The organism is Pseudomonas syringae (genome assembly GCF_001698815.1).
In the GTDB taxonomy this organism is placed as follows: Bacteria; Pseudomonadota; Gammaproteobacteria; order Pseudomonadales; family Pseudomonadaceae; genus Aquipseudomonas; species Aquipseudomonas syringae_A.
In genome coordinates this window covers 431,033-453,081 of record NZ_LGSI01000068.1, presented here as the reverse complement: position 1 = coordinate 453,081, position 22,049 = coordinate 431,033, and the positions used below count along the sequence as shown (strand labels likewise).

The 22,049-nt window shown below is 56.9% G+C and carries 22 protein-coding genes and 1 pseudogene; 6 read left to right on the top strand and 17 right to left on the bottom strand.

Annotated features, from left to right (window positions below):
• Nucleotides 1–54: 54 nt before the first annotated feature.
• On the bottom strand, nucleotides 55–951 hold the full coding sequence (locus AFK24_RS25575; protein WP_065835879.1) for a TauD/TfdA dioxygenase family protein: 897 nt from the start codon (nucleotides 949–951) through the stop codon (nucleotides 55–57).
• Nucleotides 952–1,809: 858 nt separating this feature from the next.
• Nucleotides 1,810–2,154, bottom strand: a complete 345-nt coding sequence (locus AFK24_RS25570; protein ID WP_065835878.1) for a helix-turn-helix domain-containing protein — start codon at nucleotides 2,152–2,154, stop codon at nucleotides 1,810–1,812.
• A gap of 400 nt (nucleotides 2,155–2,554) precedes the next feature.
• Here AFK24_RS25570 and AFK24_RS25565 point away from each other — a divergent pair, with 400 nt between their 5' ends.
• A complete protein-coding gene (locus AFK24_RS25565; protein ID WP_065835877.1) occupies nucleotides 2,555–2,947 on the top strand; it encodes a VOC family protein in 393 nt (130 codons plus the stop codon).
• 360 nt (nucleotides 2,948–3,307) lie between these two features.
• Entirely contained in the window at nucleotides 3,308–4,216 is a 909-nt protein-coding gene (locus tag AFK24_RS25560; protein ID WP_240500448.1) for a histidine phosphatase family protein, read from the top strand.
• 72 nt (nucleotides 4,217–4,288) lie between these two features.
• Here AFK24_RS25560 and AFK24_RS31700 read toward each other — a convergent pair.
• The 5 genes and pseudogenes from AFK24_RS31700 to AFK24_RS25540 all read right to left on the bottom strand — a co-directional run.
• Nucleotides 4,289–4,366 (bottom strand): annotated as a pseudogene (locus AFK24_RS31700) (hypothetical protein); the annotation flags it as partial.
• Between the two features lie 50 nt (nucleotides 4,367–4,416).
• Complete coding sequence (locus AFK24_RS25555) at nucleotides 4,417–5,055, bottom strand: aldolase (RefSeq protein ID WP_065835876.1); 639 nt, start codon at nucleotides 5,053–5,055, stop codon at nucleotides 4,417–4,419.
• Nucleotides 5,056–5,057: 2 nt separating this feature from the next.
• Nucleotides 5,058–6,344, bottom strand: a complete 1,287-nt coding sequence (gene otnK / locus AFK24_RS25550) for a 3-oxo-tetronate kinase (RefSeq protein WP_065835875.1) — start codon at nucleotides 6,342–6,344, stop codon at nucleotides 5,058–5,060.
• 19 nt (nucleotides 6,345–6,363) lie between these two features.
• Nucleotides 6,364–7,338 carry a D-erythronate dehydrogenase gene (denD, locus tag AFK24_RS25545; RefSeq protein ID WP_065835874.1) on the bottom strand — a complete coding sequence of 325 codons (975 nt, stop codon included), beginning with the start codon at nucleotides 7,336–7,338 and terminating at the stop codon, nucleotides 6,364–6,366.
• Between the two features lie 15 nt (nucleotides 7,339–7,353).
• The gene (locus AFK24_RS25540; protein ID WP_065835873.1) at nucleotides 7,354–8,664 is read right to left on the bottom strand and encodes an MFS transporter; all 1,311 of its coding nucleotides are present in this window, start codon (nucleotides 8,662–8,664) and stop codon (nucleotides 7,354–7,356) included.
• 163 nt (nucleotides 8,665–8,827) lie between these two features.
• On the opposite strand from AFK24_RS25540, the gene AFK24_RS25535 reads away from it, so the two are divergent.
• Nucleotides 8,828–9,607, top strand: coding sequence for a FadR/GntR family transcriptional regulator (locus tag AFK24_RS25535; RefSeq protein ID WP_240500447.1), 780 nt, complete (start codon nucleotides 8,828–8,830; stop codon nucleotides 9,605–9,607).
• Between the two features lie 38 nt (nucleotides 9,608–9,645).
• Here AFK24_RS25535 and AFK24_RS25530 read toward each other — a convergent pair whose 3' ends face one another.
• Entirely contained in the window at nucleotides 9,646–10,416 is a 771-nt protein-coding gene (locus tag AFK24_RS25530) for an NmrA family NAD(P)-binding protein (RefSeq protein WP_240500457.1), read from the bottom strand.
• Here AFK24_RS25530 and AFK24_RS25525 point away from each other — a divergent pair.
• Nucleotides 10,342–10,959, top strand: coding sequence for a substrate binding domain-containing protein (locus AFK24_RS25525; RefSeq protein WP_065835870.1), 618 nt, complete (start codon nucleotides 10,342–10,344; stop codon nucleotides 10,957–10,959). The genes AFK24_RS25530 and AFK24_RS25525 overlap by 75 nt on opposite strands.
• Before the next feature lie 106 nt (nucleotides 10,960–11,065).
• Here the strand turns inward: AFK24_RS25525 and AFK24_RS25520 are convergent, their stop codons facing one another.
• From AFK24_RS25520 to AFK24_RS25505, 4 genes are all read right to left on the bottom strand, one after another.
• A complete protein-coding gene (locus tag AFK24_RS25520) occupies nucleotides 11,066–12,346 on the bottom strand; it encodes a TRAP transporter large permease (RefSeq protein ID WP_065835869.1) in 1,281 nt (426 codons plus the stop codon).
• A complete protein-coding gene (locus AFK24_RS25515) occupies nucleotides 12,347–12,964 on the bottom strand; it encodes a TRAP transporter small permease subunit (RefSeq protein ID WP_065835868.1) in 618 nt (205 codons plus the stop codon).
• Nucleotides 12,965–13,053: 89 nt separating this feature from the next.
• Nucleotides 13,054–14,109, bottom strand: coding sequence for a TRAP transporter substrate-binding protein (locus AFK24_RS25510; protein ID WP_065835867.1), 1,056 nt, complete (start codon nucleotides 14,107–14,109; stop codon nucleotides 13,054–13,056).
• Nucleotides 14,110–14,182: 73 nt separating this feature from the next.
• Nucleotides 14,183–14,851, bottom strand: a complete 669-nt coding sequence (locus AFK24_RS25505; RefSeq protein WP_065835866.1) for an RraA family protein — start codon at nucleotides 14,849–14,851, stop codon at nucleotides 14,183–14,185.
• Nucleotides 14,852–14,963: 112 nt separating this feature from the next.
• Between AFK24_RS25505 and AFK24_RS25500 the strand changes: the two genes are divergently transcribed.
• Nucleotides 14,964–15,863, top strand: coding sequence for a LysR family transcriptional regulator (locus AFK24_RS25500; protein WP_065835865.1), 900 nt, complete (start codon nucleotides 14,964–14,966; stop codon nucleotides 15,861–15,863).
• An 80-nt stretch (nucleotides 15,864–15,943) separates the two neighbouring features.
• Here AFK24_RS25500 and AFK24_RS25495 read toward each other — a convergent pair whose 3' ends face one another.
• The 5 genes from AFK24_RS25495 to AFK24_RS25475 form a co-directional block, all read right to left on the bottom strand.
• On the bottom strand, nucleotides 15,944–16,741 hold the full coding sequence (locus tag AFK24_RS25495; protein ID WP_065835864.1) for an HpcH/HpaI aldolase family protein: 798 nt from the start codon (nucleotides 16,739–16,741) through the stop codon (nucleotides 15,944–15,946).
• Nucleotides 16,742–16,779: 38 nt separating this feature from the next.
• Complete coding sequence (locus tag AFK24_RS25490) at nucleotides 16,780–17,583, bottom strand: carbon-nitrogen hydrolase family protein (RefSeq protein ID WP_065835863.1); 804 nt, start codon at nucleotides 17,581–17,583, stop codon at nucleotides 16,780–16,782.
• Between the two features lie 81 nt (nucleotides 17,584–17,664).
• A complete protein-coding gene (locus AFK24_RS25485) occupies nucleotides 17,665–18,663 on the bottom strand; it encodes a TRAP transporter substrate-binding protein (protein ID WP_065835862.1) in 999 nt (332 codons plus the stop codon).
• Between the two features lie 26 nt (nucleotides 18,664–18,689).
• Nucleotides 18,690–19,973 (bottom strand): TRAP transporter large permease subunit, encoded by a 1,284-nt coding sequence (locus AFK24_RS25480; protein WP_065835861.1) that lies wholly within the window; start codon nucleotides 19,971–19,973, stop codon nucleotides 18,690–18,692.
• Entirely contained in the window at nucleotides 19,973–20,479 is a 507-nt protein-coding gene (locus tag AFK24_RS25475) for a TRAP transporter small permease (RefSeq protein WP_065835860.1), read from the bottom strand. The genes AFK24_RS25480 and AFK24_RS25475 overlap by 1 nt, the downstream gene beginning before the upstream one ends.
• 380 nt (nucleotides 20,480–20,859) lie before the next feature.
• Here AFK24_RS25475 and kdgD point away from each other — a divergent pair, with 380 nt between their 5' ends.
• Nucleotides 20,860–21,771 (top strand): 5-dehydro-4-deoxyglucarate dehydratase, encoded by a 912-nt coding sequence (gene kdgD, locus AFK24_RS25470; RefSeq protein WP_065835859.1) that lies wholly within the window; start codon nucleotides 20,860–20,862, stop codon nucleotides 21,769–21,771.
• Nucleotides 21,772–22,049: the final 278 nt, after the last annotated feature.

The window sequence follows — 22,049 nt, the reverse complement described above, 5'->3', positions numbered from 1 at the left end:
ATCAGTGGCAGTTCAGACTGATCGTCTAGGGGAGGGCTGGCATTCAAGGGTGGATCAAAACGGTACGTCACCCTGAATCGTCGTGCGATGCATGCGTCGGCGCAAATGGCTGGGGCAGCCGGTTGCCAGGTGGATCAGCGCGCGGTTATCCCAGAACAGCATGTCATGAGCTTGCCACTGATGGCGGTAGATGAGTTCGGGCTTAATGCTATGAGCGTACAGCTCGGCAAGGACCTGTCTGCTTTCAGACTCGGGAAGATCAAGAATGTGTGTGGTGAAGTTTTCATTGACGAACAAACCCTTGCGTCCGGTTTCCGGATGAGTCCGCACCACCGGATGTACCACGGGCTTGACCTCCGCCAACTGTGATTGCGTCAGCGTGGGTCGACGGATGCCTCTGAATACTTCGTCGGCGTAACGGGCGGTATAGGAGTGCGCGGCGCGTTTGCCATCAATGATCCGGCGCAACTCGACAGGAAGGGTGTCGTAGGCTGATTGCTGGTTGGCGAACAGCGTATCGCCACCTTCGTCCGGAAGTTCTTGCGCCAGCAGCATGGCACCCAGGCTCGGGAGCTCAACGTAGGAAAGATCGGAGTGCCAGAATTTTCCGGCATCGCCGAGACCTATGGGCTGGCCATTTTCGACGATATTGGAAATGATGAACACTTCAGGATGGTTGGGTAGCAAGAACTGCTTAAGCACGTGCACCTGTAACGGACCAAAGCGACGGCTGAAATCAATCTGCTGCTCGGCCGTGATCCGTTGGTCGCGAAAGATCAGCAGACCATAGTCAAGCCATGCGCGGTGGATGCGCTTGAGGTCGGTCTTGTTTAGCGATCGGCCAAGGTCCAGTCCGAGGACTTCAGCCCCCAGCGGCGCGGCCAGGGGGCGGACATCAAAATCCTGGGAGGGGGCAGGGCTGAAATCAGTACTCAGGGATGCAGCGGGCATGACGGTCACTCCACACGTTCGACGCCTAAGTAGCGTCTTATTGACAATCAGCGAAACAGATCGCTTGATTGGATCGTGCGGCGCGCCGGTTGGCCGACATGTACGCATGGAGTGATCTTAAAGGCGCATTAAAAGTGTGGTCAATATTGTTCGAAGCAAATAGATGAATGTGCGGCATCGTGCCACGCCTGGGCTTTCTGAACTATTTGCTTGGTAGCCGTCAACAGATCCAGACCAGGCTTTGCGCCCCAGGAGTGACGATTCAAGCCGCATAAACCTTCATCCATGATTATGTCTGCCACTCAACGCCAGCGCGCTTGAACGCGCGCCGTCTATGGGGCAACAGAAATTTGGCATTTTATCGATGCTTTTTGACGGCGTTACCTTAGCGAGACTGAGCAATTCCCTAGCTAATGACAGATGCAATCCGTGGCGCCTGACACTCTCGGCTTATTGATTCTATCCAGCCAAAAGTGGGTATTTCAGTTATGACGCAAACATCGGAGAGTGGATCGACTGACAACAAGGCCAAGGTCAGCAGACACGTCCTGGCGACCAGTCGCAATGCGCCTCGTACCCGCGACTACTATCGAGGGCGCGATCGTTGATGCAATCCATGCGTTTTTGACTTATTCGCCAGATCCTTGAAACTCCTGATCAGGAAGCTTGCCGGGTTCAAGTCATTCGACTCTCGTTTCGCTATTGCGCGTTGTGACTTTAAGAAGTCAGTTACGCAGAGAAGTCGCCGTGACACCCAGCGATTACTCACACTTAGGCGCTGGTTGAGATCAGCCAAACATGATCATTTCGACCGCAGCCAGCCAGAACCCGCCAAATACAGCGAGCAGCAGTCCGAACCTAAGCACTGTCGTCGGTCCCGTTTCGAACGCTCACCGCCAATGACGTCATGATCCGCTCTATGGCATCGCGATCATCGGGATCGATCAACCGAAAGCTCTTGATGACGACGTACTCATGATCGGACAACTTCGTATCGGCCAACGGCCTGCGCACGCCGGTAATGATGTACTGCACATCAAATCCTGCGGAATGTATCAGCGACAGGTAGTCGGCACGTGGCCAGCGCTGTCCATTTTCGTAATGTCCCTGAGCGTTAGCCTGGATGTTACCCATCGTCGCCACCTCTCGCTGCGACAGGCCCTGGGCTTCGCGCTCACTTCGTAAACGTTTTGCCAGTGTCATTATTTTCCCTCCTTTCCTGGACGGGATAATGCCGGACTGGCAAGTTCAAATGAAGGCTCGAATGAACTCAAAAAGCATTAAAAAACAATCCATTCGGATGTTTTTTTTGGCCTTTCGCGTGCAGTACCAAATATGCGGCCTAAAAGCACTTATCCAGCCTCCCGCCGAATGGGTTTGTGTCCCTTTTTTGTGCAGGTCCCGAGGTGTCGCGAAGAATGCTGCAGCTCATGCGTGCCGTTAGTCTTGCAGGCGATCAGATTTTTCGATACTCGGCGGGTGACGCTAAGCGCACCCCGGAATCGCTGTCTAGAATCCTGGGTACTTCGGTCTCTGCGGCACCGTTTTAGCCGCTTCCGGGATCAGCCAGCCGAGTGCACCCACGCCCTGTCAGGAGGCGATCATGCTCAGTTATTTGTACATAGGCGCTAACGACGTCGAGGCTTCCGGACGATTCTACGAAGCTGTTCTTTCACCGTTAGGTTATGAGAAAGAGCTGGCGGAGGAGCAATATTGTTTCTCGCTGCCGGATGTTGCTGACAAGTCGAATGGGCCGGGAACCATCCATGTCGCTCAACCCTTTGATGGCCAACCGGCGACGGCTGGGAACGGCGTCATGCTGGCGTTTCGGGCCGACTCCAAGGCGCAGGTAGAAGCGGCTTATAAGGGCGGTCTGGCAAACGGAGGAACGGATGAGGGCGCTCCGGGTTACCGAGATGCCTACGAAGATGATTTCTACGTCGCCTACCTTCGTGACCCATTAGGAAACAAGGTCGCCGTATTCTTCATGGGTTGACAAACCGCCTGAAAATTAACGCAGGGTCGGCCACCCGCTGAGGTACGGCCGATTAATCCGGCACAGTAAGCGAATGCGTAGAACGCCCCGGCTGGACTGACGAATTCGAGGCCTGGGGTTTCGTTCAGCAGCGCCTGCATCAACTGCGCTTCCTTGGTTGTACGAGCTTCACTTTCGGCAAGGATGTGTTACGCATGCGCCTCATCAGACTTTCCTCTGCAGGCTGTGGTAACCCAGTGCAGTCCGGGTTTATTCAAAGGTTTTGCCTTGGCTGATCAGGTCGCAAATGTTAGCTTCGACCGATTCGATCTGACGGGCATACCTGGCTTGAGCCACGCCGCGACTTGAGGGGAAAACGTAGTGCCGCATCTGGATTACTTCTCCTTGCACCTGTTCATTCTGGTCTGCGAGGAAGGCACCATCGCACGGGCCAGCGAACGGGCATTCATTGCGCCATCCGCGGTCAGCAAACGGATCTCCGACGTCGAGGTGCGCTTCGGTACGGCGTTGCTCAAACGCAGTAAACGCGGAGTTGAACCCACGCCAGCGGGGCAGGCGCTGCTGCGGCATGCCCGGTCGCTGACGCGCGCGATGGAACGACTCGACAGCTCCTATGCTCCTGCAGTTATTTCTCAGAGGACTATCATGCGGCTGTATATCGCGCGACATGGGCAAACTGATGCCAATGCAGAGCACCGCTACCTTGGCTCACTCAATCCCGGATTGAACGAGGTAGGCAGGGCCCAGGCTTTGGCCCTGCGGCTGGAGTTACCATCATCAATCGATGGCATTGTGGTATCGCCGTTACTCCGAGCGAGACAAACGGCCGAGATTATCAATGAACATTTGAATTTGCCAGTGCACACCATCGAGTGCTTTCGGGAGCGAAACGTCGGTGTTTTTGAGGGCTTGACCCAGGTTGAGGCCCGGCAGAGCCATCCGGAGCTATGGGCACAAAACATTACTCGGCACTGGCATCTGAGCCCACCTGATGGCGAGTCAATCGCCGCAATCTTCACCCGCACGCACAGCGGACTTCTGCAGTTGATTGAAACTTCTGCGTCCGAAAGTCTGTTGCTGGTCGCTCATGGCTTTATCGCCAAAACCCTGCGTGCACTGGTTCGTAAGGATTATTCGGATTTCTATGACTGGCAATTGAATAACGGACAGTTACTGATGCTGGATAACATCGAAACGGTGCTGAATTACATTGTTCCATCCCAAAATCCGCTCCCGATATCGGGAACGATCAGCACACTTTCTGAATAACGGAGAGCATGAGTATGGAGATACAGGCGCGGATCCGCGAGCTGGAAGCGCGTTTGCCAACTGATCGATCTACTCGAACAGGTAGAGATAATTCACTTCATTGAGCATGTCCGGTTCGTGGTGGTCCGGTACGCCCGCGATCTGGATATGATTCCTGAAAGCAAAAAGTCAAGCGAATGACCAAGGCGCTACGTGCAGTGTTACCACTGGACGCCAAAGACCTCGTGTAACTCATCCAGCGCCGCGCGGTCGAGCAGTGCCGGTTTGGGATTGCTCATTAACCAAAGGCGCGCCGTTTCTTCAAGTTCTTCCAGCGCAAAACTTGCCTTGGATACCGAACTTTCCCAGACCACCGGACCCAGCCGCTCCAGCATCACGCCACGCACACTGTTAGCCAGCCGCGCCACACGCTCGGCCACCTTCGGTGAACCGGGACGTGCATAGGGGATCAGCGGAATGTGCCCGACCTTCATCACTTGATAGGGGGTCAGTGGCGGCAGGATGTCATGCTCGTGCCAGACACCGGCCAGCGTCAACGCTACGAGATGGGTCGAGTGGGTGTGTACGACGCCGCCGACATCGGGATTGCGATCGTAGACTTGACGATGCAGTGCCAGGGTTTTTGACGGTTTGTCTCCAGAAACCCACTCGCCAGCCAGGTTGACCTTGGCAATTGATCCGGGATTGAGACGACCCAGGCAGGCGTCCGTGGGCGTGATCAGCCAGCCGTCATCGAGTCGGGCGCTGATGTTGCCCGCGCTGCCAACCGTGTAACCACGGCTGTACAAAAGACGGCCGACGTCACAAATCTCCTCGCGCAGCGTATTTTCGTTGCTCATCATCAGCCTCCTGCCAGTTGATTGAGTGCCTTGGCGAAGAAGTCAGGCCCGCCGAAATTGCCCGACTTGAGCGCCAATGCCAGCGGTTCTCCAGGGATACTTACGCAGGCGGGAACCCCGGGATCAATTTGTGCGCCAATCTGCAATAACTGGATATTCAATGCCTGAACCACGGCCCCTGAGGTTTCCCCTCCAGCCACGACAAAACGGCGAACGCCAGCCTGGTGCAGCCCGCGAGCGATCTCCCCCATAGCCTGCTCGACCAGGGTTCCGGCTCGTTCGACACCCAGTTCGCGTTGTATCGCTTTGACCTCATCCGGCGTGCTGGTGGCGTAGATCAGTACCGTTTCTGCACTGCCACGGGCGAAGACCAGCGCCTGCTCGATGACTGGATCGCCCGACGCTAGCGCCAATGGATCGAGTCGAAAAGCAGGGCGGCCCGCCTCAAGCCAGACGGCGACTTGCCCATTGGTAGCTTGCGAAGCACTGCCTGCCAGCACGACTTCGCCGCCTTCAACTTTGGGCACGTGTGCGGCGTCCAGGTCACGCAATTTTCCGGCACGACGAAAGTTATCCGGCAAACCGAGCGCCAGCCCCGAGCCGCCTGTCAGCAACGCAAGGTCAGCGCAGGCTTCGCCCAATACATGCAGATCAGCATCGGACAAGGCATCGGCAACCGCCATGCGCACGCCGTCGGCGCGTAGTTCTGCCATGCGCTTGCGAACGCTTTCGACGCCTTTGGACACGGTGTCGTAGCGCAGCAGGCCGACTTTGTCCTGAGTCTGCGATTGCAGGACGCGAACCAGATTCGCGTCGTTCATCGGTGTCAGCGGGTGATGCTGCATGCCAGACTCGTTGAGCAGTTGGTCCTGTACGAACAGATGCCCACGAAAGATCGTGCGACCGTTTTCCGGGAATGCCGGGCAGGCGACGGTGAAGTCGCTGTCCAGCGCGGCAAGCAGGGCTTCGCTGACCTGCCCGATATTGCCGGCGGCGGTCGAGTCGAAAGTCGAGCAGTACTTGAAGAAAATCTGTTCGCAGCCCCGTTCGCTTAGCCAGCGCAACGCTTCGAGCGATTCCGCCACGGCCTCCGCGGCTGGCACGGTTCGGGACTTCAGGGCAATGACGATAGCGTCGGCATCCAGCAAGTCGGCGATGTCAGCGGCGGGTACACCGATACTTTGCACGGTACGCATGCCGCCGCGCACCAGCATGTTGGCCAGGTCGGTGGCGCCGGTGAAATCGTCAGCGATGCAGCCCAATAGCGGCCGGGAAGGGTGGGTAGTCATAGGGTGCTCCTCAAGCCGGTTATCGGGGCGGATACTCGCTGATGAACTGCTTGATCACACCGGCAAAATCATCATCTGCGGCGAACCCCAGATCCCGGGCGTAAGTCGCGGTAAACGCTCCGGGCCAGGAGCCGACGATGCGCTCAATCGCGGGATTGCGCTCCATGCGAATCCGCCCGGCAACCCCATCGCCCGCAGTCTGGCGCAGCGCATCGATCATCTGTTCGACCGTAATGGACAGACCCGGCATGTTGATCACCCGGCCGTGGCTCAATTGCTCGCTGGACAGTTCATGCCCATGGATCAGGTTTCGAATGGCGGTTGCTGGCGACATCAGCCAGAGCCGTGTATCCAGCGGCACCGGGCAAACGCTGTCCTGACCGTTGAGTGGCTCACGGATGATGCCGCTGGCAAAGCTGGAAGCGGCCAGGTTCGGTTTACCCGGTCGCACCACGATGGTCGGCATGCGCAGGCTGCGGCCATCGACGAATCCTCGCCGGCTGTAATCGGCGAGCAGCAGATCGTTCATGGCTTTTTGCGTGCCATACGAACTCTGCGGCGACCAGACGTGATCATCCCCGACGCGTTCCGGCAGTTGGCCGCCGAATACGGCAACGGAGCTGGTCATCACCCATTTCGGGCACGTACCAAGCAGACGAATGCGTTCAAGCAGATTTTGCGTGGCGGTGAAATTGATGCGCATACCCAGTTCGAAGTCGCCTTCGGCCTGGCTGGAAACCACTGCCGCGAGATGGAAAACGCTCCCAGTGTCTGCATCGATCAGGCTGTCGAGTACTTCGCGGTCGGCGATATCACCACACACCACCTTTACCCGAGGATCGTCGATGCCTTCGAGCGCCACCATGTCGAACGCAGTGATCCGCGTAATAGGTTGTTTCAGGCCGGCGTGGTCGGTCAACGAACCACGCAACAGCAGGGCTTCAATCAGGCGTCGGCCCAGGAAACCGGCTGCGCCGGTCACGAGAATATTCATGAGTTACTCCAAACGTCAGTGATTGACGAGTTTTCCGGGAATTCTGAAGACCAGCAGTGCGCCCAGGAACAAGGCGCTGGCCATCACGTACATGCCAATTGTGGTGCTCTGAGTCATGTCCTTGAGAAAGCCCATCAGGTACGGAGAAACGAAGCCCGCCAGGTTGCCCCAGGAATTGATCAGCGCAATACCCGCGGCGGCTGCGGTGCCTCCGAGAAAGGCGGTCGGCAGGCTCCAGAACAATGGCAGGGTGCTCAAGGCTCCCATGGCGCCGAGCGTCAGGCCGATCATCGAAACAGTGAAGTTGCCGCTCCAGGTGGCGGAGATGAACAGACCGACACCACCGAGCACTGCGGTCAACGCCAGGTGCCAGCGCCGCTCGCGAAGCCGGTCAGCGCTGCGCGAAACCAGAATCATGGTCAGCGCCGCTGCGGCATAAGGAATGGCGGTCAGCAATCCGACCTGTAGGACATCGCTGACTCCGGCTTGCCGGATAAGCGTCGGTAACCAGAAGCCCACGGTGTAGAAGCCCGCGATCATGCAGAAATAGATGGCCGTCAGCAGCCAGATACGTGGTTGGCTGAAGACCTGCCTCACGCTGTGGATCTGATGAGCATCGGTTTCTGCGTCGATGCGCGATTGCAGCAGGGTTTTCTGCTCGCGGGAGAGCCAGCCAGCTTCGGAAATTCGGTCGCTAAGGCAGAAGATGACCAATATTCCGACAGCGATCGAGGGCAGCCCTTCAAGGAAAAACAGCCACTGCCAGCCCGCGAACCCATGCTGACCGTCGAACGCCGACATGATCCAGCCGGACAAGGGCGCACCAATCAGCCCGGACAGGGGGACCGCCGTTGCGAACAGCGCGAACATTTTGCCGCGACGATGGGTCGGGAACCAGTACGACAGATAGAGAATGACACCCGGATAAAACCCGGCTTCGGCGAGCCCGAGCAGGAAGCGCATGATGTAGAAGGACATCGGCGTATTCACCAGTGCCATGCCGGACGAGATGATCCCCCAACTGATCATGATGCGTGCGATCCACAACCGGGCTCCGACGCGATGCAGGATCAGGTTACTGGGAATCTCCACCAGGAAGTAGGCGATGAAGAAAATCCCCGCACCGAGACCATAAACGGCTTCGGAAAAATGCAGATCGTCGGACATCTGCAATTTAGCGAAGCCGACGTTCACTCGGTCCAGATAGGCGACGAGGTAGCACAGCAATAGCAGCGGCAAGATACGCCAAGCGACTTTGCGGTAGGCCATGTCCTCGAAGCGATCAGAGGCCGCCCGCGTTTCGGTTTGAGTCAACGATTCAGTCATGTGTTTCCCCATCCTTATTGTTGTATTGGGTCGTTTTGTTTTTTTCGGATTACATGAAGTGGCGTTGATATCATAATACGTCATACGAATTCAAGGCCCGACGCCAAAGAGGACGTCGTGTCTGAAATGCAGTACCTTCACCGTTTTGAGCCCAGAGATGCCTATGCCCAATTCTGATAACTCCTCCCGTTCCGCCGACGCGTTGGCGGTTCTGAAGGATTCTGCCAAGGGCACACTGTCTGATCAGGTGACCGCTGCCCTCAAGGCCTACATCGCCAAAGGCGAAGCGTTGCCGGGCGCGCGCCTGCCAACGGAACCGGTACTGGCCGAGCGTTTCGGTGTCAGCAGGACCGTGATCCGCGAGGCCATTTCGCGCCTGAAGTCAGCTGGTCTGGTGGAGGTGCGCCAGGGCAGCGGCACCGTGGTCTGCGAAGGTGCGCATATCAAGGCGTTCACCATCGATCTGGATGTCTGCGGGTCGATCGAGGCGGTATTGCGGGTCACCGAGTTACGCCGCGGAATCGAAGGGGAAGCGGCTGCACTGGCGGCGCAGCGGCATTCGCCGGTGCAACTGGAGGCCATTCACCAGGCGCTGAAGGCCATTGATGCCGCCGAGCAGGAGGGGCGCGATGGCGTCGAAGAAGACCTGGCGTTCCATCACTCCATTTCCAAAGCTACGGGCAATCCGCTGTACCCGTCACTGCACGAATTTATCGCGCAATTTATCAAAGAGGCGATCCGCATTACACGCTCCAACGAGGAGCGCCGTAGGGATCTGGCAAAGACGGTGCGGGTCGAGCACTTTGCCGTGTACGCGGCCATTGCCGCACGTGATCCTGAGGGCGCGCGCCATGCGGCGCTCAACCATATCAATAATGCTGTTGAGCGCCTCAAGAGCGCCGATCCATCGTTCTGGCAGAATCCTGGGGCCAGGACGTCATAGCATCGTGCGCGTTTGCCAGAGCATTCAGGCAGGCAAGGCTACTGCTGAGCGAGAAAGTCCCTCAGCCTTTGTAGCTGGATATCGGGATAGCGCTGGGACTTCAGGTTCTCAAGCGCAGTCTGGCCGTTGAGCATGTAGAGCTGATAGGCAAGCATCACGGCCTGCTGCGGATCGGACGCCCTGGCCGCGTCGAGCGCTTTTCGCAGATCAGCCTCAGACCCGAGCGAGCGCCTTGAAAAAGGCTTGCCTGTGCGTTTCTCCGCAAGGTCTGCAGCCTCCTGGAACGAGAGCCTGTCGCCGCAGAAGGCGAATTTGCCGCTCTCGACGCTGCGGTCCAGGGCGACGCGGGCCGTCATGCGTGCCGTGTCGTCGACGCTCGTGATCTCGATCGGTCGCGTACCGTCCCCCCAGAATTGGGCCGTATAAGTCGTGTAGTCGATAAGCGGAGAACCCGGCGCCATCATGTGCATGAATGCGCCCTGGAGCATGTGGATGCGCTCAAGACCCATTGCGGCGATCTGCTCGTCTGCCGCTGCGCGCCAGTTGAAGGCCGGGTGTCCGCCTGGGGTTGCCTTGAAAAGGTCCAGACCAAAATCCGACGGCAGTATCCGCCGCACACTATTGCGCTTCGCCGCCTCGGCGAGCGCGACCTGACCGTCGACGATGACGTCGGGGCCGCCCAGGACGGCGGACATAATCACGTCGATGCCTTGCGTGACGCGGTCGAGTGAAGCGTGGTCCGAGAGGTCACCCTCGGCCAGCTCAGCACCGCGCTTGCATCCATGCTTCCCGGATTTCTGTCGCGCTATCCAGACGGGCGCGTCATCCTCACGGTGGACAACCGGGTCGTTGACTTGCAGATCGAGGGGGTTGATCTGGCGATCCGCATCGGACCACTGCAGGATTCAGAGCTGATCGCGCGTCGATTGGCCACATTCGAGATCTGGACCTGTGCGAGCCCGGACTACCTGAGCAAGCATCCGCCCCTGAGGTCGCCTGAAGACCTCTTGAGTCACAGGCTGCTCGCGCACGCCGAACGGCGCGAGACCTGGCAGTTCCGAACGGAAAGCGGCGCTGTACGGGATATCGAGGTCGACGCCGGTGATGTCATTCCGGAGCCGGACGTGATGAAAACGATGTTGATCGCCGGTTGCGGCATCGGACTCCTGCCGGACTTCCACGCGGCGAGCGCGGTTGCGGAGGGCAGGTCGGTGCGCCTGTTCCCGGAGTTGAAGGGACGTTTGCTGGATGCTCATGCGCTCTATCCGAGCCACCGGAGTCTGTCAGCGAAGGTGAGAGTTTTCATTGATGCGCTGGTGTCGCATCTCGCGACGGCGCAGATAGCGCCGTAGGGTCGGGTGGGATCAAACGGCTCTCAGCTCTGAGCGCGCGGAACTCGGGGCCCTGGAACGGGAAATACGTTTTCACGCAGCCCGGACCCCGCAGGGACAATGTCCATCAAGCAAATTGTGGGAGCCAAAGCGCGATCTGCGGAAACATGATCAAGAGCGCGATCAACATAAGTAATACAAAACAGAAAGGTAAGGCGCCGTAGACCACATCCAGGAACTTGCCTTTATTGCGAATACTTTGCACCACGAATAGGTTCATCCCGAATGGGGGCGTGATTTGTCCCATTTCGCACAGAATGATAAGTATCACGCCAAACCACAGTGGATCGAAACCCAGGGCGACAATGACTGGCACCACCAGCGGTGCGGTGGTGATCAGCATGGCCAGCGTATCCATGAAGCAGCCGAGGATGATGTAGAACACAATGATGGCCAGCAGCGTTCCCATCGGGGACATGTCGAGGTCCGTCACGAAACTGACCAGGGTGGATGTCAGCCCTATGGAAGACAGCACGAAATTGAGAAAAAACGCCGACAAGGTAATGAATATGATCATTCCGGTCGTGCGCATAGTGGATTCGAAGGCCTGCGCCAGATTTTGCCAGGTAAACGCGCGTCGCCACAGGCCAAGGGAAAACGCTGCAATGACCCCCAGGGCGGCTGACTCACTGGCAGTTGCGAAGCCGCTGTAGATGGCTCCGACCACCAGAGCGAAGATGGCCAGCGGCGGCAGCAGGTCGGGGATGCTGTCCAGTCGTTCTGCCCAGGTTGAGTGTTCTTTTTTACCCCCCAGTTCGGGGCGGATAATGCAAGCCAGGACGATTATTGCGACGAACATGAAGCTGAGCAGAATGCCGGGAATCGTCGCTGCCAGATAGAGTTTGGGCACCGACAGATTGGCGATCAGCGCGAACAGAATCATGTTGATCGAGGGTGGGATCAATATGCCAAGGGTACCGCCAGCGGCGATAGACCCGAGGAACAGCGGAGCCGGATAGCCTTTTCGCTCCTGCTCCGGCAGGGCTATGGTCGAGATCGTTGCGGCGGTCGCCACGCTGGAGCCGCTGGTTGCCGAAAACAATGCAGAGGCGCCAATGTTGGAGTTCATCAAGCCGCCGGGCAGCCACGAAAGCCATTTGGCGACGGCGCCATACATGCGTCCTGCGACACCTGAACACACCAGTAACTCGCCCATGAGTATATAAAGCGGAATCGCCACCAGCAGGAATTCGGCGCTGGTGCTCCAGGCTATTTCGCCCATGGCGTTGCTCAGTGGCAAAGTCGAAAACAGTTCTGACAACGAAATGCCCAGCAGGCCGACGCTGACCGCTGCGGCCACGCTCAAGCCAAGCAAGGCGAGCAGGGTGAAGAGAGTAAAGGCCAGCATCTAGTGCGCTCCATTCGATGGGGAAGTTGTGAGCCCCGGTGCGGGACTGTGGATTTCTTCTTGAATGTCCTCCTCGACGGAGTTGATACCGATCAGCGCAGTGATCGACGCCCATCTTTGTTGACGCAGATGCGACAGGCTCGCGCAGGCCAGTACTACAATGGTCAGGGCAAAAAAAACGTAACCTGCGAACCAGACTGATTGAGGCACCCACTGCGGGATTTGCAGCGGCGTGGTGGAAACTGAGCGGTACTGGATGGAGTCCCACAGCACACCCCATGAGTGGAACAGCATGGTACCGACGAAAGTCGCCATGCAGCTCAGGGCCAGCAGGTCCAGCGATGTTCTGGTTTTGGGCTTCAGCCGTGAGTAGATAATGTCCACCCGGATATGGGAGCGCTTTAACAGGGCGATGGGAAACGCCCAGGTGCTGACAATGGCCAGGACATAACCGGCAATTTCGTCGGCTCCGCCCATGGACAGGCCGATGGTCTTGCGCAGGATCAGGTCGGTGCCGATCATCAATGCGGTGCCCATCAGCGCAATGCCGCCGAGCCAGGCGCTCAACCTGGCGATGGTGGTTACGAGCCTGATACCAGAAGATTCAGTGTGTTTCATGGCTGGGGTTCTCCGGAAACGGGGCGTTCAGAACGCGCAACAAACTGTTGTTGCGCAGATTCACAGATACTCAACGGATTTGGCGCGGGTCAGGGTTTTTGCAGACTTACGCCAAGGGCAACGCCGGCCGTGGCATTCCAGCGCTCGACACATTGCGCCCCGCAGCGTTTGCCCCAGTTGTTGGCGATGTTGAGAACGGCGTCCCGCACAACCTGTTTCTCGGCGTTTGTCGGTGTGCTGACCTGCATATTGGCGGGGTGGTGAATCTGGCAGTCAGGCGCGCCGATATTGCAGGCCAATGCAGAGTGATTTTCTTTGGCGGTTTCTTCCCACCACCTGGCTTCGAGTACGTCGGACTGTTCCTGCAGCAGGCGCTGTACAGGTTCGGGTAATGACTGCCAGCGCTTCAGGCCAATGGCGTAGAAACCAATCGACCAGTCCACCGGCAGGTTATAGATGTGGTTGGCGACGTCGTACCATCTGGCCGCGTTGCCTGAGCCAATGCCTGTCACCGCACAATCAATGACGCCGGTCTGCATGGCCGTCACGACCTCGGCGAAAGGCAAGGTCATGGGCGATCCGCCGAGCGCTTTGATCATCTCGGACATATTGCGCCCGCGAACGCGAATCTTGCGTGCCTTGAGGTCCTCTATCGAGGTGATGGGGGTGCGACAGAAGAACACTTGCGCCGTATAGGGCACCGTTGCCAGCAACTTGACGCCATGTCGCTCGGCCATGCGTTGCGCCAATACCGGTTTGAACGCAGTCGAAACCCGATGTGAGGTTTCGATATCGGCAGCCATGCCGGGCAGATCAATCCCTTCGAAGAATGGATCATCACCGGCAACAAAAGCGAAAACCCCCATGCCGACATCAACCGCGCCAAGACGTATCAGGCGCACCATCTCCGGGCCTTTGAGGCCGCTTTCCGATAGCCCTCTGAGGCGAGCCGTGACGGTCCCTCCAGAACTCGCCGGCAGGGTCGTGTTCCAGAACGGCTTTTCCACCGCGCGAAACGTGTAATTGTGGCTGCCACCGCCAATGACATTGAAGTGGGTGGTTGCCGGGGTGTCCGCAAAGGTTGCGGGACCGATAAGACCGCTGAGCAGGGCAATGATCAGGGGCGGAATCTTGAACGGTTGCATGGTAGTCCTTTTGTTTTTTTGAGGGAGCTACATGGCAGAAACGGGGCAGCAAAGCGGGTCTGTGTTCGCCTGTTCAGAGGTCCCCGATTGCAGCGTTGATGATCGATCTGGAACCTACGACATCCGGGAATTTCTCGCCGTTTGCCAGTCTTGCCAAGGTGATTTTTTCGTTGTCCTGAAACTCGATTGCGCGTCGGGCCAGTCTGAGGACCTGGTCTGGCTTGATGATGACGATGCCGTTCTCATCGGCGACCACGGCATCACCGGGATGAACAACCACACCGCCACATTGGACCGGCGTACAAAACTCACCTTCGTTGCCCTTGAGCCGGGTGGTGACGGCACTGGCGCCCCAGGACCAGATGGGAACACCATGCTGGCGCAACTCACCCAGGTCGGTGACGAACCCATCAATGACAATCCCGGCGATTCCAGCCTGCCTGGCTGCGTAAGCCATGGCTCCGCCCATGGCCGCCGTGACGCGCTCACCGCAGCGATCCACGATCAGGAAATCGCCTGGCCTTGCGCAGCCCATCGCGTAATGCAGAATTCCCCCATCAGCCCCAGGCATTCTTACTGTGACTGCGGTTCCAACGGTTCTAATGTCCTGGAAGTGTGCTTTTATCCGGGGACTTAAAATACCTTTAGTGGTGAAGTGGCCGATCGTTGCCGGCTCCGCTGCGAGGAGAACCGAAAGTTCTTCCTTGTCGATCTGTCGTGGCAGTTCTTCAATAATATACATGCTGTAATTTACTTGTTTTTGATGAATGTCTGATACAGTCCGTCCATCCTAACAAGCATGATTTTAATGCGATAATAAAAAACAACGAGTCAACTGTGGGACGATTTTTATCATGAGAATTACCCTGATGCAGATCGAGGCTTTCTATTGGACTGCCCGATTAGGTGGTGTTCATGCGGCCTCTCGACATCTTCATCTGACACAACCGGCAATTTCCTCTCGAATTCGCGAGATGGAGTCTTTGCTGAGTGTGAAACTTTTTGACCGCAGCAAGCAGCGCATGATCATCACCGCCGATGGCCTGATCGCTCTGCAGCATGCGGAGCTGGCGCTTAACAACAGCGTGAAGCTTGAACAGTTTGCCGCCAAGCAAAAGCAGAATCGCAGATTGCGCGTCGGTGCTGACGAATGTTCGGCAATGGTCGGGTTGACTGCGGTCATTGCCGAGATCAAGACGCATTTTCCAGAGATCACCCTTGAAATCACCATTGATGTGGGGGCGGTGCTTAACCAGAAGCTGAATGATCACGAGCTTGACCTGGCGCTCCTGACCAATCCGATTACGCGAGACGATGTCACTGACATCTTTTTAGGATGGATGACTTTTCAGTGGGTGGCTGCCGCACAACTGGAAATCGAAGGAGGGGAATTTCTACCGGAACACGCTTGTGCCCATCCCATAGTGACGCATTCCGCACCCTCGACATTGTACTCAGTCGTTGAGCGGTGGCTGAAAGAAGGGGGGAGTGTGTCCGAGGCTTTCCACTCCAGTAATTCCCTGGCGTTCATCGCGAAAATGATCTCTGCCGGATATGCTATCGGGATTCTTCCGGTTCCGTTAATTCGAGATATGCTGGCCGTTGATTTGTTGAAGGTGCTGCCCTGCAATCCCGCTATAGAACCGGCCAGGTTCTGTTTGTCTTATGTAACGGAAAGGCCTGATGTTCAGCTCGATGAGTTGGTCGCACTTACTCAGGCGACACTGTTGCGTCAAAACTTTTTAGTCAGCTAACGCTTTCCCGGGATACTGTTAAAGCCGAATCAAGTTTATTGATTCGGCTTTTTTTAGCTGTTCTTATTGAAGGATTTCCTTTACCCCTGAAGTGTCTTCTGAATGGCCGAGATCTGTTGTCCAGCCTGGTTCAGCCAGGACAGATCACTGCCCATCAGTAACATGTCGCAGCCCATATCCAAAAGGCGGCGGGAAGTTTCCGTGTCTGCGGGAAAGCAGGGCACCATGACTTGAATCGAGCGGCCATGGCATTTATCGATCAGCAATGCCAGCCGCGCCTGGACTTCGGAGTTGCCGAGGCGATAGTCGACCGGCAACTGACGCGACAGCGAGTAATCCGCCGGGCCGAAGTGCACTGCATCAATACCTTCGACGTCGAGAATTTCATCGATGTTGTCGAAGAACTCAAAGCTTTCGGCCATGGGCACGATGACGCTACGGGCGTTTTCCTTTTGCGTGTAACTGGCCCAGTCAAATCCGGGGCCAGCATAATTCGCGGAGCGAACCGAACTGTCACCACCGCGACGCCCGAATGGTGGGAATTTGCTGTAGCGGATGATTTCCCGCATCTGTGTGGCGCTGTGGACTTGGGGAACGATGACCCCTGAAGCACCCATTTCCAAGGCTTTACGGATGTCCCATTCGAGGGTGCCGCGAACGCGTACCAGGCTATGGATGGAGGCGTGGTTGGCCGCCAGAATCAATTTTTCCATGTCTTTGTCGACGCCAAGCGCAGTGTGTTCGGCATCAACGAAGACAAAATCCAGCCCCCAGTTGCCAGCCACTTCGATGGCCATGCAGGACGTACTGTAGATGTTCATCCCGAACGTCGGGCCTTCAGCCATTCGATCTTTCAGTGAGGTGAGCTTCTTGTGCATTGCAAGTACCTGAGAATGCGTAATCGGTGACTGCTGCGTCAGAGGCGATAGGTCTCTGGCAGTCGGTCGCGGAAGGGGTGTATCTCGAACACGCCCGGGTCGCGTATCAATGACTTGTTACGCGCCTTGTCCAGGTCGATGTCGACGCTGAAGACGCCATCTTCCTGTCCTGCGCGGATCAAGGTCCTGCCGGAAGGTTCGATGATGTGACTCATGCCGATGAACTGCATGCCGCCGTCCAGGTCGTTACGATTCGGAGCCACGAAGTAGACGATGTTTTCGGCCGCGCGCACGGTACTGAAAACGTCCGGCAGCAGGCGCGCCTGTTCGGGCCAGGCCGCAGGCAGGATAACGATGTCAGCGCCCTCCAGTGCCAGGGTGCGAATGACTTCGGGGAAGCGGATTTCGTAGCAGATGGCCAGGCCGATACGGCCGATCTCAGTGTCGAATACCGGCGGCGTCCATTCTGCTGGGCGATCAGTGAAGCGGTCACCGATCATGAACGGCAGATGACGCTTGCGATGCAGGCCTATGATTCCTTTGGGGCCGATCAGTGCGGCTGTATTGAAGATCGACTCGGCGTATTTTTCATAGAAACCGACGACAATGTGGATGCCGGTTTCAGCCGTGGCCGTGAGCAAGGGGTCGAGTGCATCGAGACTGATGGCACCTTCTTCCAGTTCTTCGCGGCTGTCGAAGGAGCCTCCGGTCAACAGGCATTCGGCAAATGCGATCAGACGCGATCCTTCTTCTGCGGCTTGACGCGACAGTTGGGCAACTCTGTCGATGGTTTGCAGCGGATTACCAGCCACCGGGTGGATCTGTGCGACCGAAATTTTCATGGTGTTGCTTCCTCTTTATTGTTTAAAAAGCGTGCGCTGAGTGGGACGGCCAGCGCAGGGCCGGCCGTATGTCCGGCATCGTTATTGCGGCTGGTAATCCATGGCCTTGTAGACTTTGCTCACCAGTTCGGGATTGATCTGCGCGGCGTATTTTTCGATCACAGGACGAACCTTTTGCTGAATGCGCGCGATCTCTTCGGGAGCCAGTTCGTTGACTTGCATGCCGGAACTGCGCAGTTCGGCAATCGTTGTGCTGTCGGCCTGGCGGGAAATCTCGCGTTGCTCAAGGCGCACTTCCATGGCGACCTCCGTCAGCAGCGCCTTCTCATCCACATTCAACGTGTCCCAGAAGGGCTTGCTGATCAGAACAATCTGCGGGTTGTAATTGTGCTGAGTCAGACTCAGGTATTTCTGAACTTCATTGAACCTTGAGGCGAGGATCAGTGCCGCCGGGTTTTCCTGACCGTCCACGGTGTGGGTCTCGAGTGCGGTGTGAACTTCGGTGAAGGGCAGGGGTGTTGGATTCGCGCCGAGTGCGGTCCACGCGTCCAGGAACAAGGGCGATTGTTGCGCGCGAATCTTCAGGCCAGCGATGTCTTCCATTTTCTGCACTGGCCGGACGTTGTTGGTCAGGTTGCGCACGCCCAACTCCCAGAACGCCAAGCCGACCAGGTTTTTCGCCGGTAACTGGTCGATCAGCATCTTGCCGACTTCGCCATCCAGCATGGCGTCGACCTTGGCCATATCGTTGTAGATAAAGGGGAAATCGAGAATGCCGAAGTCGGTCACATGATTGAGCATCAGGCCGGCGTTCCAGGTCATCATTTCCACCACGTTACCCTGCAACGAGGAGAGCACCTGTACGTCGCCACCCAGCACTCCATTGGGGAAGGTTCGTATCTTGATCTTGCCTCCACTGCGTTCGTTGACCTTCTTGGCAAACAGCTCCATGCCGATTGCCGGCGGCGTTCCCTTCGGGCTGGTTGCGGCAAACTTGATCGTGCGAGCGTTGTATTCGGCGGCGAAGCTCAAACTGCTGGCCAGCAATAGGGCAGCAAGAACGGTTAGTTGCTTGTTCATGGTTTTTCCTTTTCTTGTCAGTTGTTTTAGTGGGCGAACCATTGCGCCGGAACAGTCACCAGGTCGGGGAAGATCACCAGAAGGAAGAGAACGATGACTTCGGCGATCAGGAACGGGACGGTGCCTTTGAGCAGCGCTTCGTAGCGCATGTTGCCGATTCCACAGACGACGTTGAGCACCGTACCCACGGGCGGTGTGATCAGGCCGATGGAGCAATTGATCATGAACAGCACGCCGAAGTAGATCGGGTCGATGTTCGCAGCGGTCACTACCGGTACGAGGATCGGCGCCAGCAGCAAAACCGTCGGTGTCAGGTCCATCACCATGGAGATCACCAGAATCAACAGCATCAACACCACGATCAGCAGTTTCGGGTTGTCCATGAAGGGTTGAATGAGCTCGATGATCTGTCCTGGGATGTCCGCGATGGTAATCATCCAGGCCGGGATCGAGGCGGCGGCGACCAGGAACATGACAGCCGCAGTGGTCTTTCCTGCGCGCATCAGCAGCTCGCTGAACGATTTCAGGCTGAGTTCACGGTAGATCAGCGATGACACGAGCAGCGCATAGACACTCGCCACTGCGCCCGCCTCGGTAGGCGTCACTACGCCGAAGCGCAGGCCGGCCACGATGATCACGGGCAACAAGAGCGCCCAGGTGCTGTCGGCCAGGGCCTTGAGACGTTCCTTGCCAGAGGCCTTCGGACTCAGTTCGACTTCGTTGTCACGACGCGACACCAGCCACCAGGCGATGACCAGTGCAACGGCGATCATCAGCCCTGGGGCGATACCCGCCAGGAACAATTTGGTGATCGACAAGCCGGAGGCGACCCCCAGCACGACAAAGCCGATGCTGGGCGGGATGATCGAGCCAAGCACCGAGACCGAGGCGATCAGGCCGCCGGATCGATTGCGGTTGTAACCTGCAATGACCATCATCGGCAGTAACAACGCCGTCAGCGACGCCGCGTCGGCCAGTGCCGACCCGGACAGGCTGGAGAGCAGTACCCCGGCGAAGATGGTGACGTAACCAAGGCCGCCGCGCATATGGCCGACCAGGGAAATGGCCAGGTTGATGATGCGCTTGGACAGGCCGCCGCTGTTCATGACCTCACCGGCGATGATGAACAGAGGAATGGCCAGCAACGGAAAGCTGCCCGCCGAGTTGATGATGTTCTGCGCGATGATCTGGCCGTCGAACAGCCCGAGCAGCCACATCAGGGCTACGCCGCAGAGGATCAGTGCATAGGCGATTGGCGCGCCTATGAGCAAGGCGGCCATCAGCACGCCGACAAAAACGCCCAGGGCCATTATTTGAGCACCCCGTGTGCGGTTGAGGACAGTGGCACGCCAGCCGGTGTGGCCAGGTGCTTCACCAATTGAGCGCAGAGCAGAATGGTGCTCAAGACGCAAAACACCAACCCGGCGCCATAGAACAACCCCATGGAAACGCCGGTGGAAGGGGCACCCACATGCAGGTTGATCAGTGTCTGCTTCCAGCTGCCCTGGAGAAACAGCGAGGTTGTGAACAGCATCAGCAGATAGGTCAACGTCAATAAGTGTTTGGCTGTTCGGGGCGAGACACGGCTGGTCAGGATATCGACGCCGATATGGCCTTTTTCATGAAGCATGAGTTGGGAGCCGGCGAATACGAGCCAGACGAATGCCAGCCTGGAAATTTCTTCAGTGAAGAACAAGCCGGAATTGAAGCCGTAGCGCAACACTACGTTGGTGAAGATCAGCGCAGTGATACAAACCAGGCACGCAATGATCACCACCTTCAGCACTAGAAAGTAGAGTTTCAGGAGTTCTTTCATGGTGCTTGCACCATGTTGATTGTGTGGGGGCTGCGCAACCGAGATTTTGCAATGAGAGAGCCGCTGAGCCGGTTGTAGCGCGATGCAGGACAATGCAAACGGAGCATAAGTGAATCACCTTTTATTATTAGTTGTAAGTCGTCGTATGACCTGTGGTGAGTCTTTCTTTCTAGCGAAGTTATGTCAATCGCAATAACGGTATTTACTGAGTCAATATTCTTATTAGTCAGATAAAGGAAAGTAATCAGCAGTAGGAAACTGGCTGCTCAAGTTTTCGATTATTCGTTTTTAAATAACGGCAGGGTTGTTTTATTTGTTGTTATATGATGTCGTATGACTTCAATTGCTTTCCCAATGACAATAAAACAGGTGATAAAAAGATGACTCCATCTGAGCTTCAATCCGTTCTTTCCTCGGGGCTTCTTTCGTTCCCGCTGACTGATTTCGACAGCCACGGTGAATTCAATGCCTCCGGGTATGCGCGACGTTTGGAGTGGTTGGCTCCGTATGGCACCAGTGCGCTTTTTGCGGCGGGTGGAACTGGGGAGTTCTTTTCCCTGGCAGCTGACGAATACAGCGCGGTCATCAAGACTGCTGTCGATACCTGCGACAGCAGTGTGCCGATCCTGGCGGGTGTGGGCGGGTCCACATGCCAAGCGATTCAATATGCGCAACAAGCCGAGCGATTGGGAGCCAAAGGGTTGTTGTTGCTCCCTCATTATTTGACCGAGGCGAGTCAGGAGGGTGTGGCTGCGCATGTTGAAGCCGTGTGCAAATCCGTCAAGATCGGTGTCGTTGTCTACAACCGCAATGTGTGTCGTCTTACCGCGCCGCTTCTGGAACGATTGGCCGATCGCTGTCCGAACCTGATCGGCTACAAGGATGGTCTGGGCGATATTGAATTGATGGTCTCGATCCGTCGCCGCCTCGGTGACCGTTTCTCGTACCTGGGTGGTCTGCCGACTGCTGAGGTCTACGCCGCGGCCTACAAGGCGCTTGGCGTTCCGGTTTACTCTTCGGCGGTATTCAACTTCGTCCCCAAACTGGCGATGAATTTCTATCACGCGATAGCCAGGGAAGATCATATTGCCGTTGGCAAAATGATCGACGACTTCTTCCTGCCCTATCTGGACATCCGTAACCGCAAGGCCGGTTACGCGGTAAGTATCGTCAAGGCCGGTGCAAGAATTGTCGGTCATGACGCAGGTCCGGTGCGTACTCCGCTCACCGACCTGTCTTCAGAAGAGTACGAGATGCTCGCCGCGCTGATAGAAAAGCAAGGCAAACAATAACAAGCAGGGTTTATGTGACTGAAACATCGACAATGCTGAGTTAGTTAAACAACACCCTGCAAGTGCATAGCGCTTGCGGGGTGTTTTGTTCTGCAGATGCGATACCTATGCTGGAACGATGCGCGCAGGCGAGTCTCACCGAGAAAGCGCCTGCGCAACGCTGTCGCCCTTAGCACAAAGCCTGAATGAATAGTCGAACGGTCCGGCAGAAAAGGTTGTAATAAGAACAATTCGCGTTTAAGGTGCGCGCGTCCGTCATGCCCATTCATGACGTTTTT